The organism is Streptomyces barringtoniae, assembly GCF_020819595.1.
GTDB lineage: Bacteria > Actinomycetota > Actinomycetes > Streptomycetales > Streptomycetaceae > Streptomyces > Streptomyces barringtoniae.
In genome coordinates this window covers 1-18,928 of record NZ_JAJHNP010000043.1, presented here as the reverse complement: position 1 = coordinate 18,928, position 18,928 = coordinate 1, and the positions used below count along the sequence as shown (strand labels likewise).

21 protein-coding genes and 2 pseudogenes are annotated in these 18,928 nt (G+C 69.0%); 8 read left to right on the top strand and 15 right to left on the bottom strand.

Annotated elements, in window-relative coordinates; all coding sequences use genetic code 11:
* Window positions 1-154 precede the first annotated feature (154 nt).
* Together LMU33_RS42180 and LMU33_RS40180 are read right to left on the bottom strand one after the other, a co-directional pair.
* Entirely contained in the window at window positions 155-964 is an 810-nt protein-coding gene (locus tag LMU33_RS42180) for an IS5 family transposase (RefSeq protein WP_372478156.1), read from the bottom strand.
* Window positions 965-1,066: 102 nt separating this feature from the next.
* Window positions 1,067-2,776: a hypothetical protein gene (locus tag LMU33_RS40180; RefSeq protein ID WP_228626970.1), complete on the bottom strand. Its 1,710-nt coding sequence runs from the start codon at window positions 2,774-2,776 to the stop codon at window positions 1,067-1,069.
* A 405-nt stretch (window positions 2,777-3,181) separates the two neighbouring features.
* On the opposite strand from LMU33_RS40180, the gene LMU33_RS40175 reads away from it, so the two are divergent.
* Window positions 3,182-3,412, top strand: a complete 231-nt coding sequence (locus LMU33_RS40175) for a hypothetical protein (protein WP_228626968.1) — start codon at window positions 3,182-3,184, stop codon at window positions 3,410-3,412.
* Window positions 3,413-3,437: 25 nt separating this feature from the next.
* Here LMU33_RS40175 and LMU33_RS40170 read toward each other — a convergent pair.
* Window positions 3,438-4,549 (bottom strand): annotated as a pseudogene (locus tag LMU33_RS40170) (IS630 family transposase).
* Window positions 4,550-4,663: 114 nt separating this feature from the next.
* Window positions 4,664-5,221, bottom strand: a complete 558-nt coding sequence (locus tag LMU33_RS40165) for a hypothetical protein (RefSeq protein ID WP_228626966.1) — start codon at window positions 5,219-5,221, stop codon at window positions 4,664-4,666.
* A 102-nt stretch (window positions 5,222-5,323) separates the two neighbouring features.
* On the opposite strand from LMU33_RS40165, the gene LMU33_RS40160 reads away from it, so the two are divergent.
* Window positions 5,324-6,022, top strand: coding sequence for a TetR/AcrR family transcriptional regulator (locus LMU33_RS40160; RefSeq protein WP_228626964.1), 699 nt, complete (start codon window positions 5,324-5,326; stop codon window positions 6,020-6,022).
* A 26-nt stretch (window positions 6,023-6,048) separates the two neighbouring features.
* Here LMU33_RS40160 and LMU33_RS40155 read toward each other — a convergent pair whose 3' ends face one another.
* The 4 genes from LMU33_RS40155 to LMU33_RS40140 all read right to left on the bottom strand — a co-directional run bounded on the left by LMU33_RS40155 (window position 6,049) and on the right by LMU33_RS40140 (window position 8,002).
* Entirely contained in the window at window positions 6,049-6,186 is a 138-nt protein-coding gene (locus LMU33_RS40155; protein WP_228626962.1) for a hypothetical protein, read from the bottom strand.
* A 181-nt stretch (window positions 6,187-6,367) separates the two neighbouring features.
* Window positions 6,368-7,219 carry a helix-turn-helix domain-containing protein gene (locus tag LMU33_RS40150; RefSeq protein ID WP_228626960.1) on the bottom strand — a complete coding sequence of 284 codons (852 nt, stop codon included), beginning with the start codon at window positions 7,217-7,219 and terminating at the stop codon, window positions 6,368-6,370.
* 23 nt (window positions 7,220-7,242) lie between these two features.
* The gene (locus tag LMU33_RS40145) at window positions 7,243-7,770 is read right to left on the bottom strand and encodes a DUF6879 family protein (protein WP_228626958.1); all 528 of its coding nucleotides are present in this window, start codon (window positions 7,768-7,770) and stop codon (window positions 7,243-7,245) included.
* Entirely contained in the window at window positions 7,742-8,002 is a 261-nt protein-coding gene (locus LMU33_RS40140; protein ID WP_228626956.1) for a hypothetical protein, read from the bottom strand. The genes LMU33_RS40145 and LMU33_RS40140 overlap by 29 nt, the downstream gene beginning before the upstream one ends.
* A gap of 430 nt (window positions 8,003-8,432) precedes the next feature.
* Between LMU33_RS40140 and LMU33_RS40135 the strand changes: the two genes are divergently transcribed.
* Complete coding sequence (locus LMU33_RS40135; protein ID WP_228626954.1) at window positions 8,433-8,780, top strand: hypothetical protein; 348 nt, start codon at window positions 8,433-8,435, stop codon at window positions 8,778-8,780.
* Window positions 8,781-9,226: 446 nt separating this feature from the next.
* Here LMU33_RS40135 and LMU33_RS40130 read toward each other — a convergent pair whose 3' ends face one another.
* From LMU33_RS40130 to LMU33_RS40120, 3 genes are all read right to left on the bottom strand, one after another.
* Window positions 9,227-9,649 carry a large conductance mechanosensitive channel protein MscL gene (locus tag LMU33_RS40130; RefSeq protein ID WP_228626972.1) on the bottom strand — a complete coding sequence of 141 codons (423 nt, stop codon included), beginning with the start codon at window positions 9,647-9,649 and terminating at the stop codon, window positions 9,227-9,229.
* Between the two features lie 364 nt (window positions 9,650-10,013).
* The gene (locus tag LMU33_RS40125) at window positions 10,014-10,679 is read right to left on the bottom strand and encodes a winged helix-turn-helix domain-containing protein (protein ID WP_228626953.1); all 666 of its coding nucleotides are present in this window, start codon (window positions 10,677-10,679) and stop codon (window positions 10,014-10,016) included.
* Window positions 10,680-11,070: 391 nt separating this feature from the next.
* Window positions 11,071-11,274: a cold-shock protein gene (locus LMU33_RS40120; RefSeq protein ID WP_067045496.1), complete on the bottom strand. Its 204-nt coding sequence runs from the start codon at window positions 11,272-11,274 to the stop codon at window positions 11,071-11,073.
* Window positions 11,275-11,555: 281 nt separating this feature from the next.
* Between LMU33_RS40120 and LMU33_RS40115 the strand changes: the two genes are divergently transcribed.
* The 4 genes from LMU33_RS40115 (at window position 11,556) to LMU33_RS40100 (ending at window position 13,238) form a co-directional block, all read left to right on the top strand.
* Window positions 11,556-11,768, top strand: a complete 213-nt coding sequence (locus tag LMU33_RS40115) for a hypothetical protein (protein WP_228626951.1) — start codon at window positions 11,556-11,558, stop codon at window positions 11,766-11,768.
* A 138-nt stretch (window positions 11,769-11,906) separates the two neighbouring features.
* Window positions 11,907-12,098, top strand: a complete 192-nt coding sequence (locus LMU33_RS40110) for a hypothetical protein (RefSeq protein ID WP_067045490.1) — start codon at window positions 11,907-11,909, stop codon at window positions 12,096-12,098.
* A 55-nt stretch (window positions 12,099-12,153) separates the two neighbouring features.
* Complete coding sequence (locus tag LMU33_RS40105) at window positions 12,154-12,807, top strand: hypothetical protein (RefSeq protein ID WP_228626949.1); 654 nt, start codon at window positions 12,154-12,156, stop codon at window positions 12,805-12,807.
* 11 nt (window positions 12,808-12,818) lie between these two features.
* A complete protein-coding gene (locus LMU33_RS40100; RefSeq protein ID WP_228626947.1) occupies window positions 12,819-13,238 on the top strand; it encodes a hypothetical protein in 420 nt (139 codons plus the stop codon).
* A gap of 23 nt (window positions 13,239-13,261) precedes the next feature.
* Here LMU33_RS40100 and LMU33_RS40095 read toward each other — a convergent pair whose 3' ends face one another.
* On the bottom strand, window positions 13,262-15,154 hold the full coding sequence (locus LMU33_RS40095; protein WP_228626945.1) for a glycoside hydrolase family 5 protein: 1,893 nt from the start codon (window positions 15,152-15,154) through the stop codon (window positions 13,262-13,264).
* Window positions 15,155-15,582: 428 nt separating this feature from the next.
* On the opposite strand from LMU33_RS40095, the gene LMU33_RS40090 reads away from it, so the two are divergent.
* Window positions 15,583-15,759 (top strand): hypothetical protein, encoded by a 177-nt coding sequence (locus LMU33_RS40090; RefSeq protein ID WP_228626943.1) that lies wholly within the window; start codon window positions 15,583-15,585, stop codon window positions 15,757-15,759.
* A gap of 201 nt (window positions 15,760-15,960) precedes the next feature.
* Here the strand turns inward: LMU33_RS40090 and LMU33_RS40085 are convergent, their stop codons facing one another.
* The 3 genes and pseudogenes from LMU33_RS40085 to istA form a co-directional block, all read right to left on the bottom strand.
* Complete coding sequence (locus tag LMU33_RS40085) at window positions 15,961-16,224, bottom strand: BBE domain-containing protein (protein ID WP_228626941.1); 264 nt, start codon at window positions 16,222-16,224, stop codon at window positions 15,961-15,963.
* Window positions 16,225-16,358: 134 nt separating this feature from the next.
* Entirely contained in the window at window positions 16,359-17,153 is a 795-nt protein-coding gene (istB, locus tag LMU33_RS40080) for an IS21-like element helper ATPase IstB (protein WP_228626939.1), read from the bottom strand.
* A pseudogene (gene istA, locus LMU33_RS40075) lies at window positions 17,153-18,400 on the bottom strand (IS21 family transposase). The gene istB and the pseudogene istA overlap by 1 nt, the downstream one beginning before the upstream one ends.
* Window positions 18,401-18,928 lie beyond the last annotated feature (528 nt).

Here is an 18,928-nt window from a genome sequence, read left to right as displayed (position 1 = left end):
ACCGAGGGTGGCACTGCTGGTGGACCGGCTCGCCATGGTCTGACACACCGTCCCGGCGGGCACTCAGCCGGGCCCTCAGCCCCCGCCACTGCCTTGCAGGCACTCAGCTGGGTCCCCGGCCCCCGCCACTGCCTGCCTGCGGCAACGCTTCCGGTCACTCACGTCCACACGGCGCAGCCACAGATCGCCCGGCCCCGCACCCCAGACGGGCACCCGCCCCGGAACCCGCGATGCTCATCAGTTCGACTACGTTGCGCCGCTTGAGGGGATACTTGTCGAAGGCCGGCGCACGCCCGCCGCGATGGCCGCGCCGGAGCCGGTAGCGGATCTGGTCGCACCGTTCCGCGATGGTGCGGCTGACGCCCCACCGCCTGAGCCAGGCCCGGATCTCTTTGGAGCCGTAGCCCTTGTCACCGATGACATGATCGAGCCGGACACGGGGCCGCCCCGGTCCGAGGCAGGGCACCTGCATCGCGTCCATCACGGCGGTGAACTGGGTGCAGCCGTTGGCGTTCCCGCCCGTGACGGCGAAGGCGAGCGGACGCCCCAGGAAGTCGCACGCCAGGTGAATCTTGCCGGTCAGGCCGCCTCGGGAGCCTCCGAGTCCCGGGTGACGGAGCCCCCCTTTCGGGCTCCCGCGGCATGCTGGCGGCCACGCACGACGATGGAGTCGACCGACACGAGCCAGTCGACGTCCCCCGGCCGCGTCCGCTCTCACCCGGACGGCCTGGAGCATCCGCGCGAACGTGCCGTCCAGGGCCCACCGGCGGAACCGGGTGCGCAGTGTGGCCCACGGGCCGTACCGCTCGGGCACGTCTCGCCGAGCGGTCCCGGCACGGAACTTCCACACGATCCCGATGAGCCCCGTGCGGTCGTCCAACCGCTTCCTGCCTCGCAACGACGCCGGCAGCAGCGGCCGGACGAACTCCCACTCCGCATCCGACAGTTCATGGCGACGTATCACCCGACCATGATCCGCCACTCAAGATCATTTACAGACACCGCCCGAAGCGGACCCTGTTCCGCCTGACCGCCATGGTTCGCGAGTCCGGGCCCCGCCCTCGTCTCAGTTTCTGCGGCGCCTCACGACGACGAACAGCGCGCCGCCCGTGATCAGGGCGACCACGGCCGCCGCAGCCACGTACCAGGGCAGCGCGCCCGTGCCCGTGTCGGCCATCGAGCCCCGCCCGGTGCTGCCCGAAGCCGCAGTACCGGAGCCGGCCGAGGCGGAGCCAGAGGCGCCGCCGGAGGCCGAGCCGCCGCCGGATCCGGAGCCGGAGCCGGCGGAGGAGCCGGCGGAGGAGCCGGAGCCGTGGCCCTGGGAGCCGTCGGCGGTCACCGTGATCGCCGCGGTGTTGTCCTTGGCGTTGCTGTCCTGGGTCGACAGCGTCACCTTGACGGAACCGGGTGCGAGGTCGGCCGGCCTGTCGATGCGGAGGCCGAACACGAACGGCGTGAGCTGTCCTGCGTCGAAGTACGAGTCGTTCTCGTCCTGGAAACAGGTGTAATGCCTGGCGCCAGGCTCGCCCTGGTGCCAGTCGCCCTCCGAGCGGCAGAGGTTCGGGACCTTCACCGCCGTCGTGCCGGGCGGGATCGTCACGTGGGCCTCGGAGGTCGGGCCGTCGCCGGGGCCTTCGCCGCGGTCGTACTGCTCGATGGAGGCGGGGCCATTGTTCCGGACGCCCAGCTTCGCCTCCACTACCTGGCCGGCCGTGCCGTGGACGGTGGTCCCCAGCGCTTCGAGGTCGAAGGGGTTGTTCGTGTACACCCAGCCGGTCCCGTAGTTCCGGTTGAACGGCTTGGGGCCGTCGGCCCGGGGGGTGACTTTCAACGCCCGCCCGGTGCCGCGGTGGACGTCGGTCAGATTCAGGTGCTTGTAGTCGTATCCGTCGGTCGTGCCGTACACGGCCACGGACCACGATTCGCGCCTCGCGGTGCCGCCGACCCTCACCGAGAAGTCGTCGAGGTCATAGGAGCCACCCGCTGTGACCGGGGTCTCGACGTAGCAGCGAGCCCCGACACCGGCGTCTCCCATGCGGCCGTACTCGCAGTTGCTGAACTCCCTGCCGAACGAGAGCCCCTGGCTGACGCGCACGGCGATGTAGACGCCATTCAAGGGCCGGGAACTGAAGTTCGTGAAGCCGAGTCCGGGACGCACTGTCTCGCCGGTCTTCGGCCAGGTGGCGCTGGGAGTGCTCCGGTCGAGGAGCGGGCCCTTGTCCGGCACCTCCGCCTTGAACGTCGTCCCGCCGAGCGTTGTGTCACCGGCTTCGGCGGAGATCCGGACGTCGCCCGCGAAACCGGGATGCGCGGTCGAGAGAGTCTGGAATTGCAGGGTGAGGCCATCCAGGACGTCGCCTGACTGAAGTGGTTTGCCGTAGTTCAGCTTCTCGCCGTCGCACACGTACAGGAGCTGCTGCTTCTCGACGCAGGCGGCAGGGGGCTTCAGGCTCATCTGGCCTTTGACGGCCGCGGCGTCAACTGTCACCGTGAAGTGGGTCAGCTGCTGCGACCCGGTGTTGCGAGCGTGCAGGTAGGCGGTGGCGTAGTCACCTTGGTACGGCTGCACCTGCAGCGGGTTGCCGCCCTCGGAGACCGTGAACTCCAGCGTCTGCGCGGTCTCCTCGGCCCGGCCCACGGAGGGCGCGCCCAGGGTCAGCAGGCCCGCCACGAAGGCGGTGACACTGGCCCCGAGGGCGTTGCGGGGCAGAGGTCTCGGCACGAGTGCTCCTTCGGCGGACTTGCGTTTAAGCGGACCGGTAATCCGATCGCCCACTCAGATCGCCAACCGCGGGCAAAGGTTGTACGAACTCGATGCGCCTGGCGGTGTGCGCCCCGCCCCTCCTTCGCCTCAAGCAAAGCACCGCGAAAGTGGAGCAAAGCGAATCGGTGTCAGGCAACCGCCGTAGCCGAACGGCCTCAACCGGGCCAACGTGGACGGCGTGCACCACGGGGGCTGCTGGGCGGCGCGGAAGAGCGGCCGGTGCCGCCCAGCGACCGCGAACAGACTCTCGACGCGCTCCAGGGGCAGGTTCGGCCTTGCGTGCATTGCCGGCCAAACGACGAACGGGGTGCGTGATGCATGGCTGGTGCTGTGCCCGCGAAGGTTCACCGGGGTGGGTCGTACCGATGGCTCCCTGTACCAGTACAGTCGGCGCACTGAAGGAGCACAGGAGTCTTGGTGCGCAAGAGAGACAGCAACGCTGATGGCCACGGCCAGCGGGCCGTGGCCATCAGGTGGATACAGGTCGTGCTGTTCGGTGTCGTTGTCCTGCTCGTCGGATTCCGTGTCTGGGAGCGGGAGCACGGCGGTGGTTCGAGCTCGATCGTGTTCGGGCTGATGGCCGCATCGGCGCTGTCCATCGGCGTGCTGGAACGCTATCGGGTAGACGCCGCCAAACGATCTCGGTGACTCACCTTCCAGCCGGTTCAGGCCGCTACTGACAGGGTCGGCCACTCCAGCGGATGCCTTTCTCACCGCGGATGCGGGCGCGCTCACGCCATTGGGCGGCCAGCACGTCGGGATGCCGGGCGCTCTTGTTCCGCCAGTGCAGATAGGCGTGCAGGGCGCGTGTCTGCGCGGTGTGGTTGCGGTGGTTGGAGTTGGCGACGGTGAACTGCCGCAACGGTCCGAAGTGGGCCCCGATCGGGTTCGCCCAGGATGCATAGTCGGGGTGAATCACAGCTTGACCTTGTTCATCTTCGCCCAGCGGCGGATGTCGGCGCCTTTGTGGGCGGACAGGTTGTCCAGGATGACGTAGATCGGAGCGCCGTCAGGCCGGGCAGCCCGGATCGACTTCAGCGCGGCCAGCGTGTTCGCGGCACCCTTCTTGCGGCGGTTGACGCCCCACAAGGTGTCGTCGCCGATCGAGTAGCAGCCGTGGAAGTAGCGCACTCCATGGGTGCGGTGGTAGGTCGCGGGATGCCGCTCGGGCCGGCCTTGCTCGGCCCAGCGCGATCCGGCGGTGAGCCGGATGCCGAGCGGCCCGAACTCGTTGAACGCGAATACACGGTCCGGGAAACGCTCCAGCACCTCCTCGCTGCGGTCCAGCTTGGCGTCACGCTCGGGGTCGGGCGACTCCTTCCACGTCTTGGTCCGCTGGAAGGTGACGCCGCGGCGGGCGAGCAGGCACCGTAACGCCTCGCGTCCGATCCAGATGACGCGGCCGTGCACTCTCCGCAGGTAGGCGGCGAGTTTGCGCAGTGACCAGCGGGTGAAGGGCTGGCCGAGCTTGGCCGGGCGGATGGTGGCCGTCTGCACGACGAAGTCCTCGTCGTCAGGCTTGAGCAGGCGGGGACGGCCTCCCGCCCACCGAGGGTCCAGACAGGCCAGACCGATCTCGTTGAACCGGTGGATCACATCCCGGACGGTGTCCTCGTCGGCCTGCACCAGCTTCGCGATCACGGGGACCCGGTTCCCGCCGGCCGAGGCCAGCAGCATCGTCGCGCGCCGGTAGCACACCGAACTGGTACCGCCCCGGCGCATGATCTGAAGCAGCTTCCGCCCCTCCTGGTCGGTCAACCTGCGCACACGGACAGGCTCAGCCACGACACCCCCAGCAATCGCATGGACGTCACCGCCCATCCAACCGCCGGAACCACCACCCCGGCCAACCTTCCCGGTCAGAGCACACCAGTCGTCGCGATCCTTGGCCGCCACGGGTCAGCTCCTGGCGGTCGAGCGGGACAGGCGGATCGCCGAGACGAGGAAGAAGATCCCGCCGAGCGTGGCGTAGCCGGCGAGGGTGGCCAGCGAGGGGTCGTCCTGTGTGGCGCTTCGGATGAAGGTCGCGCCGGCGAGGACGGAGATGCCGCCGCTGACGATCATGGCCCACTGGCCGCCCATCGGCCGGCGCGCGACGCCCACGAGGAGCTGGATGAGGCCGGAGACGACCGCCCACGCGCCCCAGACGCGCAGCACGTCGGCGACGCCCGAGGTGCTGGCGACCCCGACGCCGACGGCGGCGAGCGCGCTGGCGGCCATGTTGGCGTACAGGCCCTTGACCGGCCCGGCGGCCCGCGCCGACCTGGCGTCGGCGACGGCCGCGGCCACGTCGAAGGCGGGATAGAGGAACAGCAGCAGCTTGGTCCCGACGGTGAGCTCGGGGCCGGACACCAGCAGGAGCGCGGCCCACGCGGCGGCGAAGACGAAGCGGATGACGTAAAGCCGGCGCAGGGCGGGCGTGGCGGCGATGGGCTCGGCGGAGGCGGTGGATGTCATGGGGCTCTCCAGTTGACTACGGGATAGAGAGAACGATCTCTCTTGTTCGCAGCCTGGCACAGCTGTTCCCCGAAAACAAGAGAGAGCGTTCTACCCGCTACAATGGGTGATATGACAAAGACGGAAGCCGGCACAGGCACCGGCAGGCGAGTCTCCGAGGCCCGGGAACGGCTCCTGAGGACCGCCGGGCAGCTCTTCTACGCGGAGGGCATCCACACGGTGGGCGTCGACCGGCTGGTCGCCGAGTCGAGGGTCACCAACGCCACCTTCTACCGCCACTTCCGCAGCAAAGAAGAGCTTGCCGTCGCCTACATCGGAAGCGTCGACCAGGCGATCCGCACCCAGATCGGCTCCCTGACGGCCGCGGACGTGCCGGCCGACGGCATCCTGCGGGGCATCGGGGCGTCCCTGGTCGAGCAGATCCGCTCGCCCGGTTACCGCGGATGCGCCTTCCTCAACGCGGCAGCGGAATTCCCCGATCCCGACCACCCGGTCCACCGTGCCGTCGTGCAACACCGCGAATGGTTCCTGCAGACGATCACCGCACTGTTCGCCGCGATCACGGCCGCACAGGCCGAGCACGCCGGGCGGCACTTCGTCATGCTCCGCGACGGCGCGATGAGCGCCGGCTACCTCGGCGACCCCGCCCTGGCCGGCGAGACCTTGCTGCGCGGCATCGAAGGACTGCTGCGGATCCACACCGCCCGTGGACTCGACGAGCGCGCCGCCTCCACACCCGGCCAGGCCTCCTCGGCGGCCACGCCGGTCTCCGACATCGAGTGCTCGCCGCCCAGCGCGTAACCGCGGTCGGGGCGCGGAGGGCCGCGTCAAGCGCCGAGCGGACCGGCCTCCCAGCCGCGGTGCGGTCCGGGCTCCTGCGGGCGGTGCGCCTGCTGGTCGTCCTCGCGCACCGGGCACGGTTCGTCGGCGTCATCCCGGTCGGCGTAGTCGGGCCCGGTACTCACTTGTCCTGGGCTCGCATACTCAACACCCGCTCCCCGATGCCTGCCTTGATCGGCCCTGCCCAGGCAGCGCTCCTAGCCTTCGGGCTGCCGGAGGCCGACGCGGTCGGCCGGCAGCCGCCGGGTCAGCCCTAGCGCGTACACCGCTCCTTCTACGTCCTCTCGCGGACGCACCAGTTCCCGGTCATCCCAAGGCGTCGATGGCCTTCACGATCAGGGCGCGCGCGTCGGCCCCGTATACGGCTAGGGCGCGCAGCTTCTCGAAGCCCTTCGCATACAGGGCTATCTCCGACGGCTGGGTCACCTGCACACGGGCCGCCAGCAGCTCGACCGACACGAGCGTTTCGTCGTACACGTGGAACAGCTTCTGCGGCCACATGGGACGCTCAGTGGTCGCGCTGGGGATGATGCCCAGCGACACCTGCGGCAGCGCGCCAGCGGTCAGTAGGTAGCCGAGCTGCGCGGCCATCGCGTCCGGGTCCCCCAACTGGTAGTAGAGGACTGGCTCTTCGATGACGATGGCGAACCTGTGCCCGGGTTCGTGGATGATCCGGGAGCGTTCCAGCCGTGCGGCCACCGCGTCCGCGACGTCGTCAGGGATGTCCCGGAAGCGGGTGATCGCCGTCATCAGGCCGCGCGCGTAGCCCTCGGTCTGCAGCAGGCCGGGCACCATCGTCGGCGAGTAGACGCGGAACAGCCTCGTCGCCCTGAACAGCGGCACGTAGCTGTTCTGCAGCTGCTTCAGCCCGGTGCGGACCTTGCGCCGCCATTCCACGTACATCGACTCTGCGGTACGGGACTGGGCGATGATGTCGTCCGCCTGGTCGCCGACGGCGCACGCTTCGCACCAGCGGCGAATGTCTTCGGCGGACGGCGGTGTCCGGGCACCCTCGATGCGGTACGTCTTGGGGTGCGACCAACCGCAGCGCGCGGCCAGCTCGGCCCCGGTGATCCCGGCGTCAGCACGGAGTTCCTTCAGGCGCTGCGCAACGGCTTCGCGGGCGGCGTGCGCCGACGAGGACGGGGAGATGGGCATGAGCTGGCCGTGCGCCTTCCGTGCTAGCTGATTGTGTACTGGTCATGCGGGATCGCGCGCGCCCACACCGCCTCAAAGGCGTCGGCGCACAACTTCGCTGCGGCCGGGTCCTCGCTGATCTCCCCGCCCGCCGAGGCGCCCTCGCCAGTGAAATGATTCCACCGGATCAGGCGGCCATCGATGAGCCAGAAGTCGTTCCCGGGCAGCGCGATGTCCGAGGCCTGCCGCCGGGGCAGCCAGCGCACCTGCTCGCCCGCGGCGACATTGGTGAACGTGCCGTCGTACAGGAAGCGGGTGTACTCGCTCACCGGTTGCGACACGACGCGGGCCCGGCGCACGACGACACCGCGGCCTACGGTCTCCTGAATGAGGTCGAGCCACGGGCGCCACCAGGAGGCACGGTCCGCCAGGTTGTACCTGTGGCTGGCCCGCCATTGGGCGAACGGACCTGCCTCGTAGTCGACGGCGTAGCTGTCGCGCATCTCCAGGTGAACGGCTGACCGGGTTGCCGCGCCGAGGAGCTCAGGAAACGTCGGCACGTTCGACGGCATCGCACGCCTCCCTGATCATCGGCACCATCCGGGCCGGGATACGGATCACGGCCTCGTGGTCCGGGATGCCCACCGCGTGGCCGGGAACCTCGAACGCTGCGCACTTAGCTTCGAGTTCGGGGCCCGGCTGCCAGCCCTGCAGTACGAGTTCCTTCGCTTCCTGATCGACCCACACCGTGGGGCTTTCGCCATCGCCGGTGTTGGGGTCGATCCCGATGAACTGTAGGTCCACGGTCGCCTCCACTGCTCGTCGTGTTCAGGGTTGTACACCACCGTCGTGCGGGTAACTCAGCAGGCAAAACCACAAATAGGTCGCGTGTACATCAGTGCACATTCCTGGCTACGTGGCTGTCCACGCTCCTAGCGTCGTGAGGCATAAAGAAACCCCGGTGAGGCGGCGGAGCCTCCCGGGGTGTGGCCGATACTGCTGGGAGCGTCGACATGAGGCAAGGTACAGCCACGCCACCCACTTTGGCAGGCCCGCGCAGAACAGCGCGCGAAGAACTCACCGATGCTATGAAGGCCTTCCAGGCGAAACCGTCCTATGCGGCGTACAGCGCGCTCATCCTCCACTACAGCCACTGTCCCGCCTGCGCGGATGGCACCGACCCGTGCGCCGAGGGCGAGCCGCTGCGACAGGCCTGGAAGGCAGTGCGCTGGTCATGAGTAGCACGACGACTGATCAGGCCCCCACGCTGGTCGACATCCCCGCTGATCTCCTGCCGCTCATCCTGCTGCCGCCCCTGGAAGTCCTACCGGATGCCAGGGCGCGCGGCGCCGAGTGCGTATGGGGCGGCGAGCCGTTGTCGACTGCGACGGCCATCGACCTCGGCGAACGCGAGACCGACAACGGCCACTGGTTCCCCCGCGCCTGTCGGCCCTGCACCCACCGTGCCGTCCTGGCCGCGCGCAACGACCATCCCGGCCGGTGCGAGCAGTGCACGGACGACGCCGGGATCTGCGAGACCCGCCGCGCCCTGCACGCCCTCGCCTTGGGGCTGCGCCGATGAACGGCGCACGCTGCACCGAGACGCTCCGCCCAGGCGAAGAGACCGAGGAGATCCAGAACCACGGGGCTAGCGCTGCCGGCGGCTCCGTCGTCGTGTATGCGCAGCTCTGCCGGCGTGCTCCCCAGCAGACGGCGCCGACGCGCCGCTGATGCTCCCGCGTCCGGCACACGCCGACGTGCCGGACGCGGACAGGACTCCAGCCCGCTCCCCGACGGCGAATCGGGATCGAGGTCTTCCGCTGGAGACGTGGTCGTCCCCGCCCGCCCCCGCCGGGGGCGACAACGCGTGCTTGAGGGCGAAGCCCGTTAACGGCACGATGCCCACGGTGATGTGCGGCAGACCGATAAGCCCGAGGAGCCGGACAGGACCTCACATTCCACAGCGGACCCCGTCCTTCTTGGTCATGCCCGCAGGCTGAGCGCTTGACGGGTGCCGTGCCCCGCGCTTTACGGGTGCTGCGCCGTCCCGCAGTACCGGCACTTGCTGGCTGCGGCGGGAATGTCCTCGGAGAGGCAGGCGGGGCATGTCTTCACCGCACCGGGCTCCTTGAAAGCGGCCACACCGCGCCGGGACTGGAACTTCTTGTAGGGGACGACGATCAGGAAGTAGACGACAGCCATGAAGATGATGAAATAGATGACCGCCGAGATGAACGACCCGATGTCGAGGAAGGTCGCCTTGTTCCCGGGCCGCCCGAGCTGCCACCCGAGCCCGAAAGTCCGGCCTCCTTGCGCCCGCGCGATGATCGGGTTGATCACATTGTCCGTGAACGACTTGATGAGAGTGCTGAACGCCAACGCGACGATCAGCCCGACCGCCACGACGACGATGTCGCCCCGCATCAGGAAGTTCTTGAAGCCCCTGAGCATCGTGTCTCTCCGCGTTGGCGCCGATTCAACTGATTGGTAGTCGGTCAGAACGCTAACCCTCCTGCTCCGTGAGGCGGGGGCGTGACGCGCAGGAATCGCGGCATCCGGTCCAGCAACGCTCGCCTCATGGTCTACGGCGGAGCCCTGGGAGGTGATGTCTTCGGGAGCGGCCTTGCTCCAGACGGAGTGATAGAGCGGGATGACCCGCGGAACTTCTGCTGGGGTGAGCTTGGTCATGTGCTGCCAGATGAAGATGCGGGAGGAGAGCATCGGTTCCTTTCCGCAGCTTCGCCTCCGCCGTCGAGACCGGCGCACCTTCTACCTGGGCGCGGTGACCAGGGGCCTCGTGCGGTGGCAGGCGCCGTCACCGTGCCCCCTTCCTTGCGAACGTGTCGCCCTGGCCCGCGGCATTGGTCAGGAGCTTGCCCAGTGCCGTGAGCTCGTGGCGGACCGCACGGCCGTTACGCACCGTGTCGATCAGTCCGGCTTCGCGGAGGGCAGCCGCGTGGGTAGAGGCCGCGCCCGGGCTGACTGCAAGGTTGGCGGCCAGCTCGCTGGTGCTCAGTGGATCGCTCAGCAGGCGCAGTGTGCGCGCTCGGGTGCTGCCCAGGACCGGAGCGAGCGCGTCCTCGCCCAGAGCGGCGGGCAGGACCGGTGTGCCCGGACCGGCCGGATAGACCACCAGCAGTGGCTGATCCTCGTTGTCGCCGACCAGAGTCGCACCGGTCCAATGGAACGTGGGCAGTAGAACCAGGCCACGACCGGCTGCCGCCACGTGCCGCGAATAGGGCGCGTCGACCTCCCAGCAGCCGTCGGCCAGCCGGGAGCCTGGACACAGTGTGGCCAGCGCGCCGACGACCCCGCGCTCGGCCGCGTCGAGAGCGTAGCGAGCGAGCTCGGCCTTGTGGCCAGCCGTCACTTGGGGCCAGGTCGCGCCGAACGCAGCGTCAAAGGCATCGTTTAGGCCCAGGCACAACCGCTCTCGGGAGGTGACGTCACCGTGGACCAGATCGCTCAGCCAAGGGGGCACGGGGCCTCTCCGCCCGGCCCAAGCTTGTTCGACACCCGCCCGCACCAGGGTGATGGGGGCGGCCCGGACCGCGTCCAGGCCGGTCGCCAGGTCCGTGCTCAGAGGGTCGAGGAACGCCGGACCAACGTATGCGGAGATCCCTGCGGGAGCATGAAGGGAGGCCGCATGCCCGAGTGGATCGACCCACGGCACGCGGATCTGGTCGCTGCGTGGAAGCGCACGCAGCAGCCGGACTCGCGTGACCCGGAAGAGCCCGGGCCAGCGAGGGGCTTCATCGTCCCGAGCGAGGGCTGACAGGTAGGGCGGCCCCGGCAGGCGCAACCGGCGGACGGGAACGAAGAAGCCCCAGCCGGGATGTACCCACCAACTGGGGCCTCTCTCGCGTGTGGCGTTACAGGGGGCGGATGTTCTCCGCCTGCGGGCCCTTCTGGCCCTGCGTAACGTCGAACTCGACCTTCTGGCCCTCCTGCAGCTCGCGGAAGCCCTGGGCGACGATGTTCGAGTAGTGGGCGAAGACGTCGGGGCCGCCACCCTCCTGCTCGATGAAGCCGAAGCCCTTTTCCGCGTTGAACCACTTCACAGTGCCCTTGGCCATGTGCCTGTCTCCTTCGAGGGGACTCGTATCGGGTCCCGCACCGTGCGGGTCCCGGAGGTGATCGCCCTGGTCCGGAGAGGCGTTGAACAGCAAAAACGCCCGCGATGCGATCACGGGCGAACGGGACTTCGGAACCACGACTGCTGATTACGAAGCTACACCGACTGGTGTAGCTCTGCCACAAGACACCACGACGACAACGCGACCCCCGCGGGGCAACCGCCGCCACTGACAGCCGTCCCCCGAATGCGCCTCACCTGCCGTTGGGCGAGGCTGAGGCTATGGCTGAGCGTCGCGTGATCGTGTACCCGCCTGACGAGGAGAACGGCCGTCGTGTTCGTGTCGACGGCGAGATCGCCGGGCGCGCGTTCGATCTCGGGGACGTCGTGGAGTTCCTGCGTCGGGCCAGCCTGGAGGGTGTCGACTCGGAGGATGTAATCCGCCCGGACTGGATCGAGTGGCGGGGCGGCGGGCCGGACGTGTGGGAGCGCTGAACGCCCGTCGGTGGGCTGGCGGCCGTCGTCACCTGTTCGACGCACAGCGGTCGCTGACGCACGCGGGTTCGCGTTCGCTGGGAGCGAGCCCGGCATGCGACCGGAGCTCGCCCCCCATCAAGCCAAGGAGACACAGCCATGGACCAAGGCAAGATCCATGAGTGGAACGCGGACCCGGGCGAGGGAAGCATCAAGAACGACCAAGGTGGTCCCGTGCTGTACTTCACGGTAGACGACCTCGTGATCGACCCCGACGAGATCCATCCCGGGGACACCGTCTCGTTCCAGATCCAAGGACCGGGACGCGCGGCCAAGGTCAACAAGGCCTGAGTCTCGACAACAGCGCGCGGCAGGCACCACCCGAAGGTGAACGGGGGGTGCCTGCGTGGGTTTCTGGGCCGTGCAGATCGGCCGCGGCCTGGTCGTGAAGGAGCACCGTGCCCGTCTCGCCATTCTCAAGGCCGCCGTGGACTACGCGCTCGCGCACCGCGATGGCCCTCCGGAGTTCATGTCGGAGGACGGGCAGTCATTCTTCTTCCAGGGGCTGACCTACCACGCTCTCCCGATGACGTTCCACGAGGGCATGGAGTGGCTGCGGGAACAGCCGAACTTCCGGCGGTATGCGACCTTCTGGCAGCAGTTCCTGTGGGGATGGGGAGGGTTCTACCTGGAGGATAGGGAGAGCGAGGAGTTTGAGTGGATGGCGGCGTACTCCGGCATCCCAGCCGACGAGATCCCCACAGCGCTTGAAGCCTTCGACCGCTTCTTCCCGATCCCGAACGGCTGGTTCACCACTCCGGGCTGGACCGACATCCACCTACTCAAGATGGTCCCAATGACCTTCCAGGGGATCGGTGCTCATCAGCGTCGCATCCAGTACACCCTGGCCGACAATGTGTCTGCGCTCAAGCCGAGCGCTCCGTACACGATCGGGCGACCTCGCGAAGCGCATCAACTGCACGGTCGATCTCCTGCATCCTGCATCCTGACCCAGTCAGGAGCGGCGGGGGCTGCGAACTGCCGCTGCCCCCGCCGGTGACCAGTACGCGTATGCGACTGCGCCTCGGGCCGGACCGGCCCCCCGTCCTCAGACAGCGGATCCGGGCCGACCACGCGTTCCTCATGGCCGGGCTGGGATACCTCCGAGTCGAGCTGCCCCTGCCCTCGCTCGGCCTCGTCAGCTACCTGTGGGCCATGCACACACCGACCGGGCCCCGACGCACCCACATGCTGCTCGCGACGGCCTGTGCGGACCTCAGCAGGCCGGACGCCACCGGAGCGTCGCTCCCACGGCACGGCCTGCACCGAGCCCTCGCCCGGACGATGCTGAGGACCGCGGTCAGGGCGGTCCGCCAGGATCTGCGGATCTGGAACACCGAACGCTACGAGCCGCGCCCCCGCCTCGCCGCGAGCGACGAGGGCATCGGCCTCTTCCGTCACTGGGCCCGCCAGTTCTATCCGTCGTCCTGAGGAGCTTCTTCGCGCGGCTTTCCTCAGGGCAGTGTCCGGCACAGCAGGGCATCGGGGCCCGGGCGGCTGCCGAACCGGGTGGTGAAGGCGATCCCGGCGGCATACTCGTTCGTCGCGCACTGGCCCTTGTAGTCGCCGTAGGCGAAGTCGCCGCCTGCCGCACCGGCGGGACGGTTGTCAGACCGGTCGAACCACACAGTGCGCCCGGTTCCCGAGAGCGGGGTGCGACCCGGCACGCACAAGGCCGCCGACAGACGCTCGCCGCGCAGGCTGTAGCCGATCAGGAAACCGCCCGGCGGGCACTGGAGCTTGGTGTACCCGGACGCCCAGTCGCCGCCTGCGGGAACGTGGCGGCCGTCGACGACGACCGTCTGCCCCGCGTCGGAGGTGCGCAGCTCTGCCGTACCGGCGTCGGTGCACAGCCCGCGACCAGTGGTGTGGCTCAGACCGATCAGGCGCAACCCGTCCGGACAGGCGGCCTTGTAGGCCCCCGGATCCCAGTCTCCCGTGGACCGCACACGCAGGGACTCCACCGCGTCACCGTGGTCGGTGCTGAGCATCCGCCACACGGGAACGGCGGCCAGGGAACCGGCTGTGCTCGGCGCGGACATGAGGTGCTGCCATGCCGCAGCGCGCCAGTCGCCGGAGTCGAGGATGCCCGAGCGGTGCCCTGCGCTGTCGTAGCGCAGCAGCGCCCAGTCGTCGTGCCCCTCGAAGCCCACCAGCGGCCAGTACGCGAAGTCGGCGTCGTGGTCGGCGAAGTAGTCGGTGACGTTGCCGAACCAGGCACGGGCCGCCGAGTTCGTCTCGCCGCTGCCGATGCCGAACTCGCTGACCCAAACGGGTGCGGTGTAGTGCCGACCGGTCTCCTCGACGAAGAACGCCTCGTCGTCGAGAGCCGCGTCCAACTGCTCACGGGTCAGATCCTGGTAGCGGGGATCGTGGGTCTCGCCGATCCCGGTCGCGCCGCTGTGGTGGGGGCCGGTGTAGCCGTAGAAGTGGGCGGAGTAGACCAGCTTGTGGGCGTCGACGAGGGTGTGCGAGAGGGTGCGGGCCGCGGTGAGCATGGGCCGGCCGTGCGGGAGTCCGTCCACGGGCACACCGGTCCAGTTGATGCCCTCGATGACGATGAGGAGACGGGGGTTGGCCTCGGTGAGGATCCGGTCGGCGGCGAGCTGGGCGGCGGCATACCAGTCATGGCCGTCGCCCAGGCCCCAGTTGGGGTCGTCCAGGACGTCGCGTCGGACCTCGTTGTACAGGTCGACGCCGACCACGCGGGGCACGGCGGCGTAGCGGCGGGCCATGAAGACCCAGTCCTCGGCCCACTGCTGAGTGGACTGCCCACTGTTCCACCGCTCGTTGCCGTCGTTCCCGCAGCACCATCGGGACGTGTTGGTGTGGTTGTTGAGGATGACCGCGAACCCGCTGTCGCTGAGCGCGCCGACGACGGCGTCGTAGATCTGCAGGGGCGTCTCTCCTCTCAGCTGGGGGTTGGCCCCCACGGCGACGTCGGGCACCGGGGTCGTACTGTGGATCATCTCGTTGGAGAACGGCAGCCGGACGGTGTTGATCCCCAGCTGGTGGAAGTCGGCGAGCAGCCGGTCCAGCGGGACGCGGTCGAGGCCGAGAGGTATGCCGTAGGAGTTCTGGCCGGCGTGATGGTTGGCGGGGTCGGTGACGCTCCCGCTGCCCGTCCACGACCCTTGAGCGCCGTCCCAGTTGGCCGCTTTCAGCCGGAAGCGGTTGCCCTGACCGTCGACTATGTAGCGGCCCTGGGTCGACAGGGGCGCGGACCAGGTCGCAGCGGAGGGCGAGCGGGCCGGTGGGGCGGCGGACGCGGTTGTCGTCTGCGCGGCTACGAGCAGGAGTCCTGCGGCTGTTGCGGCCAGACGCAGGACAGCTGGTGCGATCGACATGTGGACAGCCCTCGGTAGTTGGGGGGAGCCGGTGTGTCTCCGAGGCTGTACGGTGCCCGGTGGGACGACGAAGGTCCAGACGGCCGACGGGAGTTGGCCGTCTGGTCTTGTACTCCAAGGTCGCCTCGACCATCTCGTCCACGGACAGCAGGCGCCATCCCTGTCCATGCGTGCGGCCATGCCCTCCCACACCTGCCGCAGGGCGGTGGTGACGGCCGCCGCGCGCGGCGATCCCGTATCCGAGAAATTCCGGTTGATCCTTTCCGCCAGGATCTCGAAATCGCGACGCTCGACGTACCCGTTTCCGTCGGCGTCGTAGGCCTCGAAGAGCCTGGCCATCCGGCGGGACAGAAGCTGCTCTCGCCCTGCGGCGGATCCCGGAGGACTATGGGAGGTGAGTGGGCAAAGGTGAGCAAAGGGGGCCCGTCATGAAAACCGGAGCCTCGGACTACGACGCCTATCTGTACTCGCGCACTCCCTCCCAGGCCGAGGGCGAGCGCGACGAGCCGGCCGAGCGTGCGGGTGTGGAGCAGCACCCGGACGTCCCCAGGACGGAGCCGTCCCAGGCGGAGGGCGAGCGGACGCAGGACGCCGGAGGCGCATGATCGCCGAGTGCGGGCCGCCGCGCCGCGACTGACGCATCCGGCCGGTCGGTGTGCCCGCGCGCTGCCGGGCGAGAAAGCGTGCGCCCTGCTCAGTGCTGCCGAGTGCTCCGGAACCACTCCGGAACGCTCCCGCGTAGGCCGACGGCGTGCTGCCCAGCCGGCGCGCGAAGGCGCGCCTCAGGGTTTCGCGGCGGTTGCCCCTCAGGTCGCGGTCGAGGGGCGGACGTTCTGGTTGAGGCGGAACAGGTTCGTGGGGTCGTAGGTGTCCTTGCCCCTCACCAGCCGTTCGTGCACCGCCTCGGGGTACGAGGCGCGGACCTTGTCCTCGGCGGCGTCGCCGGTGAAGTTGACGTACATGGACCCGCGGCCGTGGCGGCCGATCTCCTCACGGGCGGAGCGGGCCCAGGCGACATGGGTGTCGAAGTCCGTCGCGTCCGGGGAGCGCGCGATCACGTTGCACAGCACGCTCGGATCGCGCTGGCTGAAGGGGGCGGTGGTGTCCAGAACAACACCAGCTGGGTTTCCGTGTCGGTAACGGCTGAATCGTGGACCGCGGGCACCAGATGAAAAGTGGACCTCACGCTGTCAGTTGATGTTGGTCATTCCCCGGTGTTGGCGGCGGGAACCCGTCCGAGGTCGCGGCCGCACATGCGGTAGCTGTCGCCCTTCAGCGAGATCACTTCCGCGTGGTGGACGAGGCGGTCGATCATCGCGGCGGCGACCGTGTCGTCGCCGAAGACCTCTCCCCAGCGACCGAAGGGCTTGTTGCTAGTCACGATCACGGAGGCGCGTTCGTAGCGGCCCGAGATGAACTGGAAGAACAGATTCGCCGCCTCGGGTTCGAAGGGGATGTAGCCGACCTCGTCGACCACGATCAGAGGGATCCGCCCGAGCCGGGTCAGTTCGTCGCTCAGGCGGCCGGCCTGGTGGGCTTCGGCGAGGCGGGCGACCCACTGGGCGGCGGTGGCGAAGGCGACCCGATGCCCGGCCTGGCAGGCCCGGATGCCCAGGCCGGTGGCGAGGTGGGTCTTGCCGGTGCCGGGCGGCCCCAGAAAGATCACGTTCTCCTTGCCAACGACGAAGTCCAGCGTCCCGAGATGGGCGATGACCTCGCGCTTGACGGACCGCTGGTGGTCGAAGTCGAAGTCCTCCAGCGACTTGCGGGAGGGGAAGCGGGCCGCCCGGATGCGGCCCTCGGCTCCGTGACTGTCGCGGGCGGCGACCTCCCGCTGCAGGCAGGCGGCCAGATACTCCTCATGACTCCAGCCCTCGTCGCGGGCTCGCTCGGCCAGACGGACGGCCGCATCCCGCAGCGCCGGAGCCTTCAACGCCTTGGTGAGATAGACGAGTTCTGAGGAGACATCCCGCCCGTTCGTGGTCTGCTTGGTGGCCATCAGGCGACTCCCTCACCAGCGGAAAGCCCGCCGTCGATGACGCCGAAGATGCGGTCGTAAGTATCCAATGGCCGCTGCTCGACCTCGAGTTGGTCGGCTGCGACCGGCCGCTTGCGCGCCTGTTCGCGGCCGGCTTTCGCGGCGGCCGCATGGGTGGGGTCGGTGATCGACTGGTGACGGGCCCAGCAGCGGGCATGCCGGGCGACCTCGGTTCCCTCGCAGAACGCCAGGACCTGGTCCAGATCGGCTTTCACCTCGATGCGTCGGCCGATCGCGAGCGGGTGGATGGAGTAGTCGCAGGTGTCGATGCGGACGTAGTGGTCGCGCGGCAGCCGCAGGCTGGATCGCCACCAGCCCGGCGGATCGACCGGCGGCAAGGTCAGCATCCGCGCCTTGTCCGTCTCGATCCGGTCGGCCGGACGGGCCTGCAGGGTGCGGTGGATGCGCCGGTTGGCCTTCGCCAGCCAGTCGGCGAGCTGGATGTTGAAGTCGGTCGGCGAGGCGAAGACGCGGCCGGGCAGGAAACTGGTCTCCAGATAGCCGTTGGCCCGCTCAACCAGGCCCTTCGCCTCCGGGTCACCGGGACGACATTGGATGATGCGGATGCCCAGAAGTCCGGCGAAGGCGGCAAAGTCCTCCGTCAGCTGAGGGCTGCCGCCCCGCCAGGAGCCGACGGCCGCCTCGTTGTCCCAGACCAGGGCCTTCGGCATGGCTCCCAGGCCGGTCAGCAGCCGCCAGTGCCCGGCGATCAGGTCGGCCGCGGCCTTGCTCGGCAGCATCCTTGCCATGATCCACCGCGAGTAGCCGGACACCATCACCAGCACCGGCGGTCAGCCCGTCTGTCCGAACCCCAGCGGGATCTCCGCGGGCGGGAACCACAGGTCGCACTGCGCCAGCTCGCCCGGCTCATAGACCGTCCGGGAGGCCGGATCCGCCGGGAGGTAGTCGAGCCTGAGCTCCCGCACCCGGTCACGCAAGACGGTCATCCCGCGCTGCCAGTCGATCCGCTCGGCCACCACGGTCGCCGGCATGTCCGGCCACACCTCGAGCAGTTCGCGGATCTTCGGCTCGACCGTGTCCACGATCGACCCCTTCGGCGCCCGCTCGTACTTCGGTGGCCGGTCACTGGCCACCGCCCGTCGCACCGTGGTCCGAGAGATCCCCAACTTCCGTGCGATCGCCCGGATCGGCATCTGCTCGGCCCGGTGCAACCGGCGGATCTCCGCCCAGTCCTCCACGCTGATCACCCATCCTCCCGGCCTGACTCAACGAGTCAGGCCGCCAAGGAGGGCCACAATTCATCCGGTGGAAGTGGTCTCACATTGACCCGTTGCCGACACTCCCGCCATCGGGGGCGCTGGAGAAGGCGGTGTATCGCAGCACCTCGGGCTGCGGCGCATTCGTCGTCATGCTCGTAGCAACGAGAGCCGGCCAGCGGCTATTTCACAGGAGCCGCCGAACCGAGGACCTGCGCGCGCGGCGGACTCTGGCCGGAATCAGTGATGGGCAGATGCGGCCCTTCGCATGCACCGGGTCTGTCTCGCTCGCTCATACAGTCGGGCGCGAAGGAGGGCCTCGGCCCTCCGGTTCCCACGGCACGAGACGCGACAATGGGCGGGCAAGGCCTGTCGGCAAGCGCTCCTCCGCGGATGACCGGTGCCACGGCCGGCTCGGGGACCGGCCACAGCACCGCTACGACCAGAACACCACCAAGATGAAGTTCCCGCCCGGGCACGCAGCTGCGCATCACCGAATCGCCGCATCGCGACGCCGCC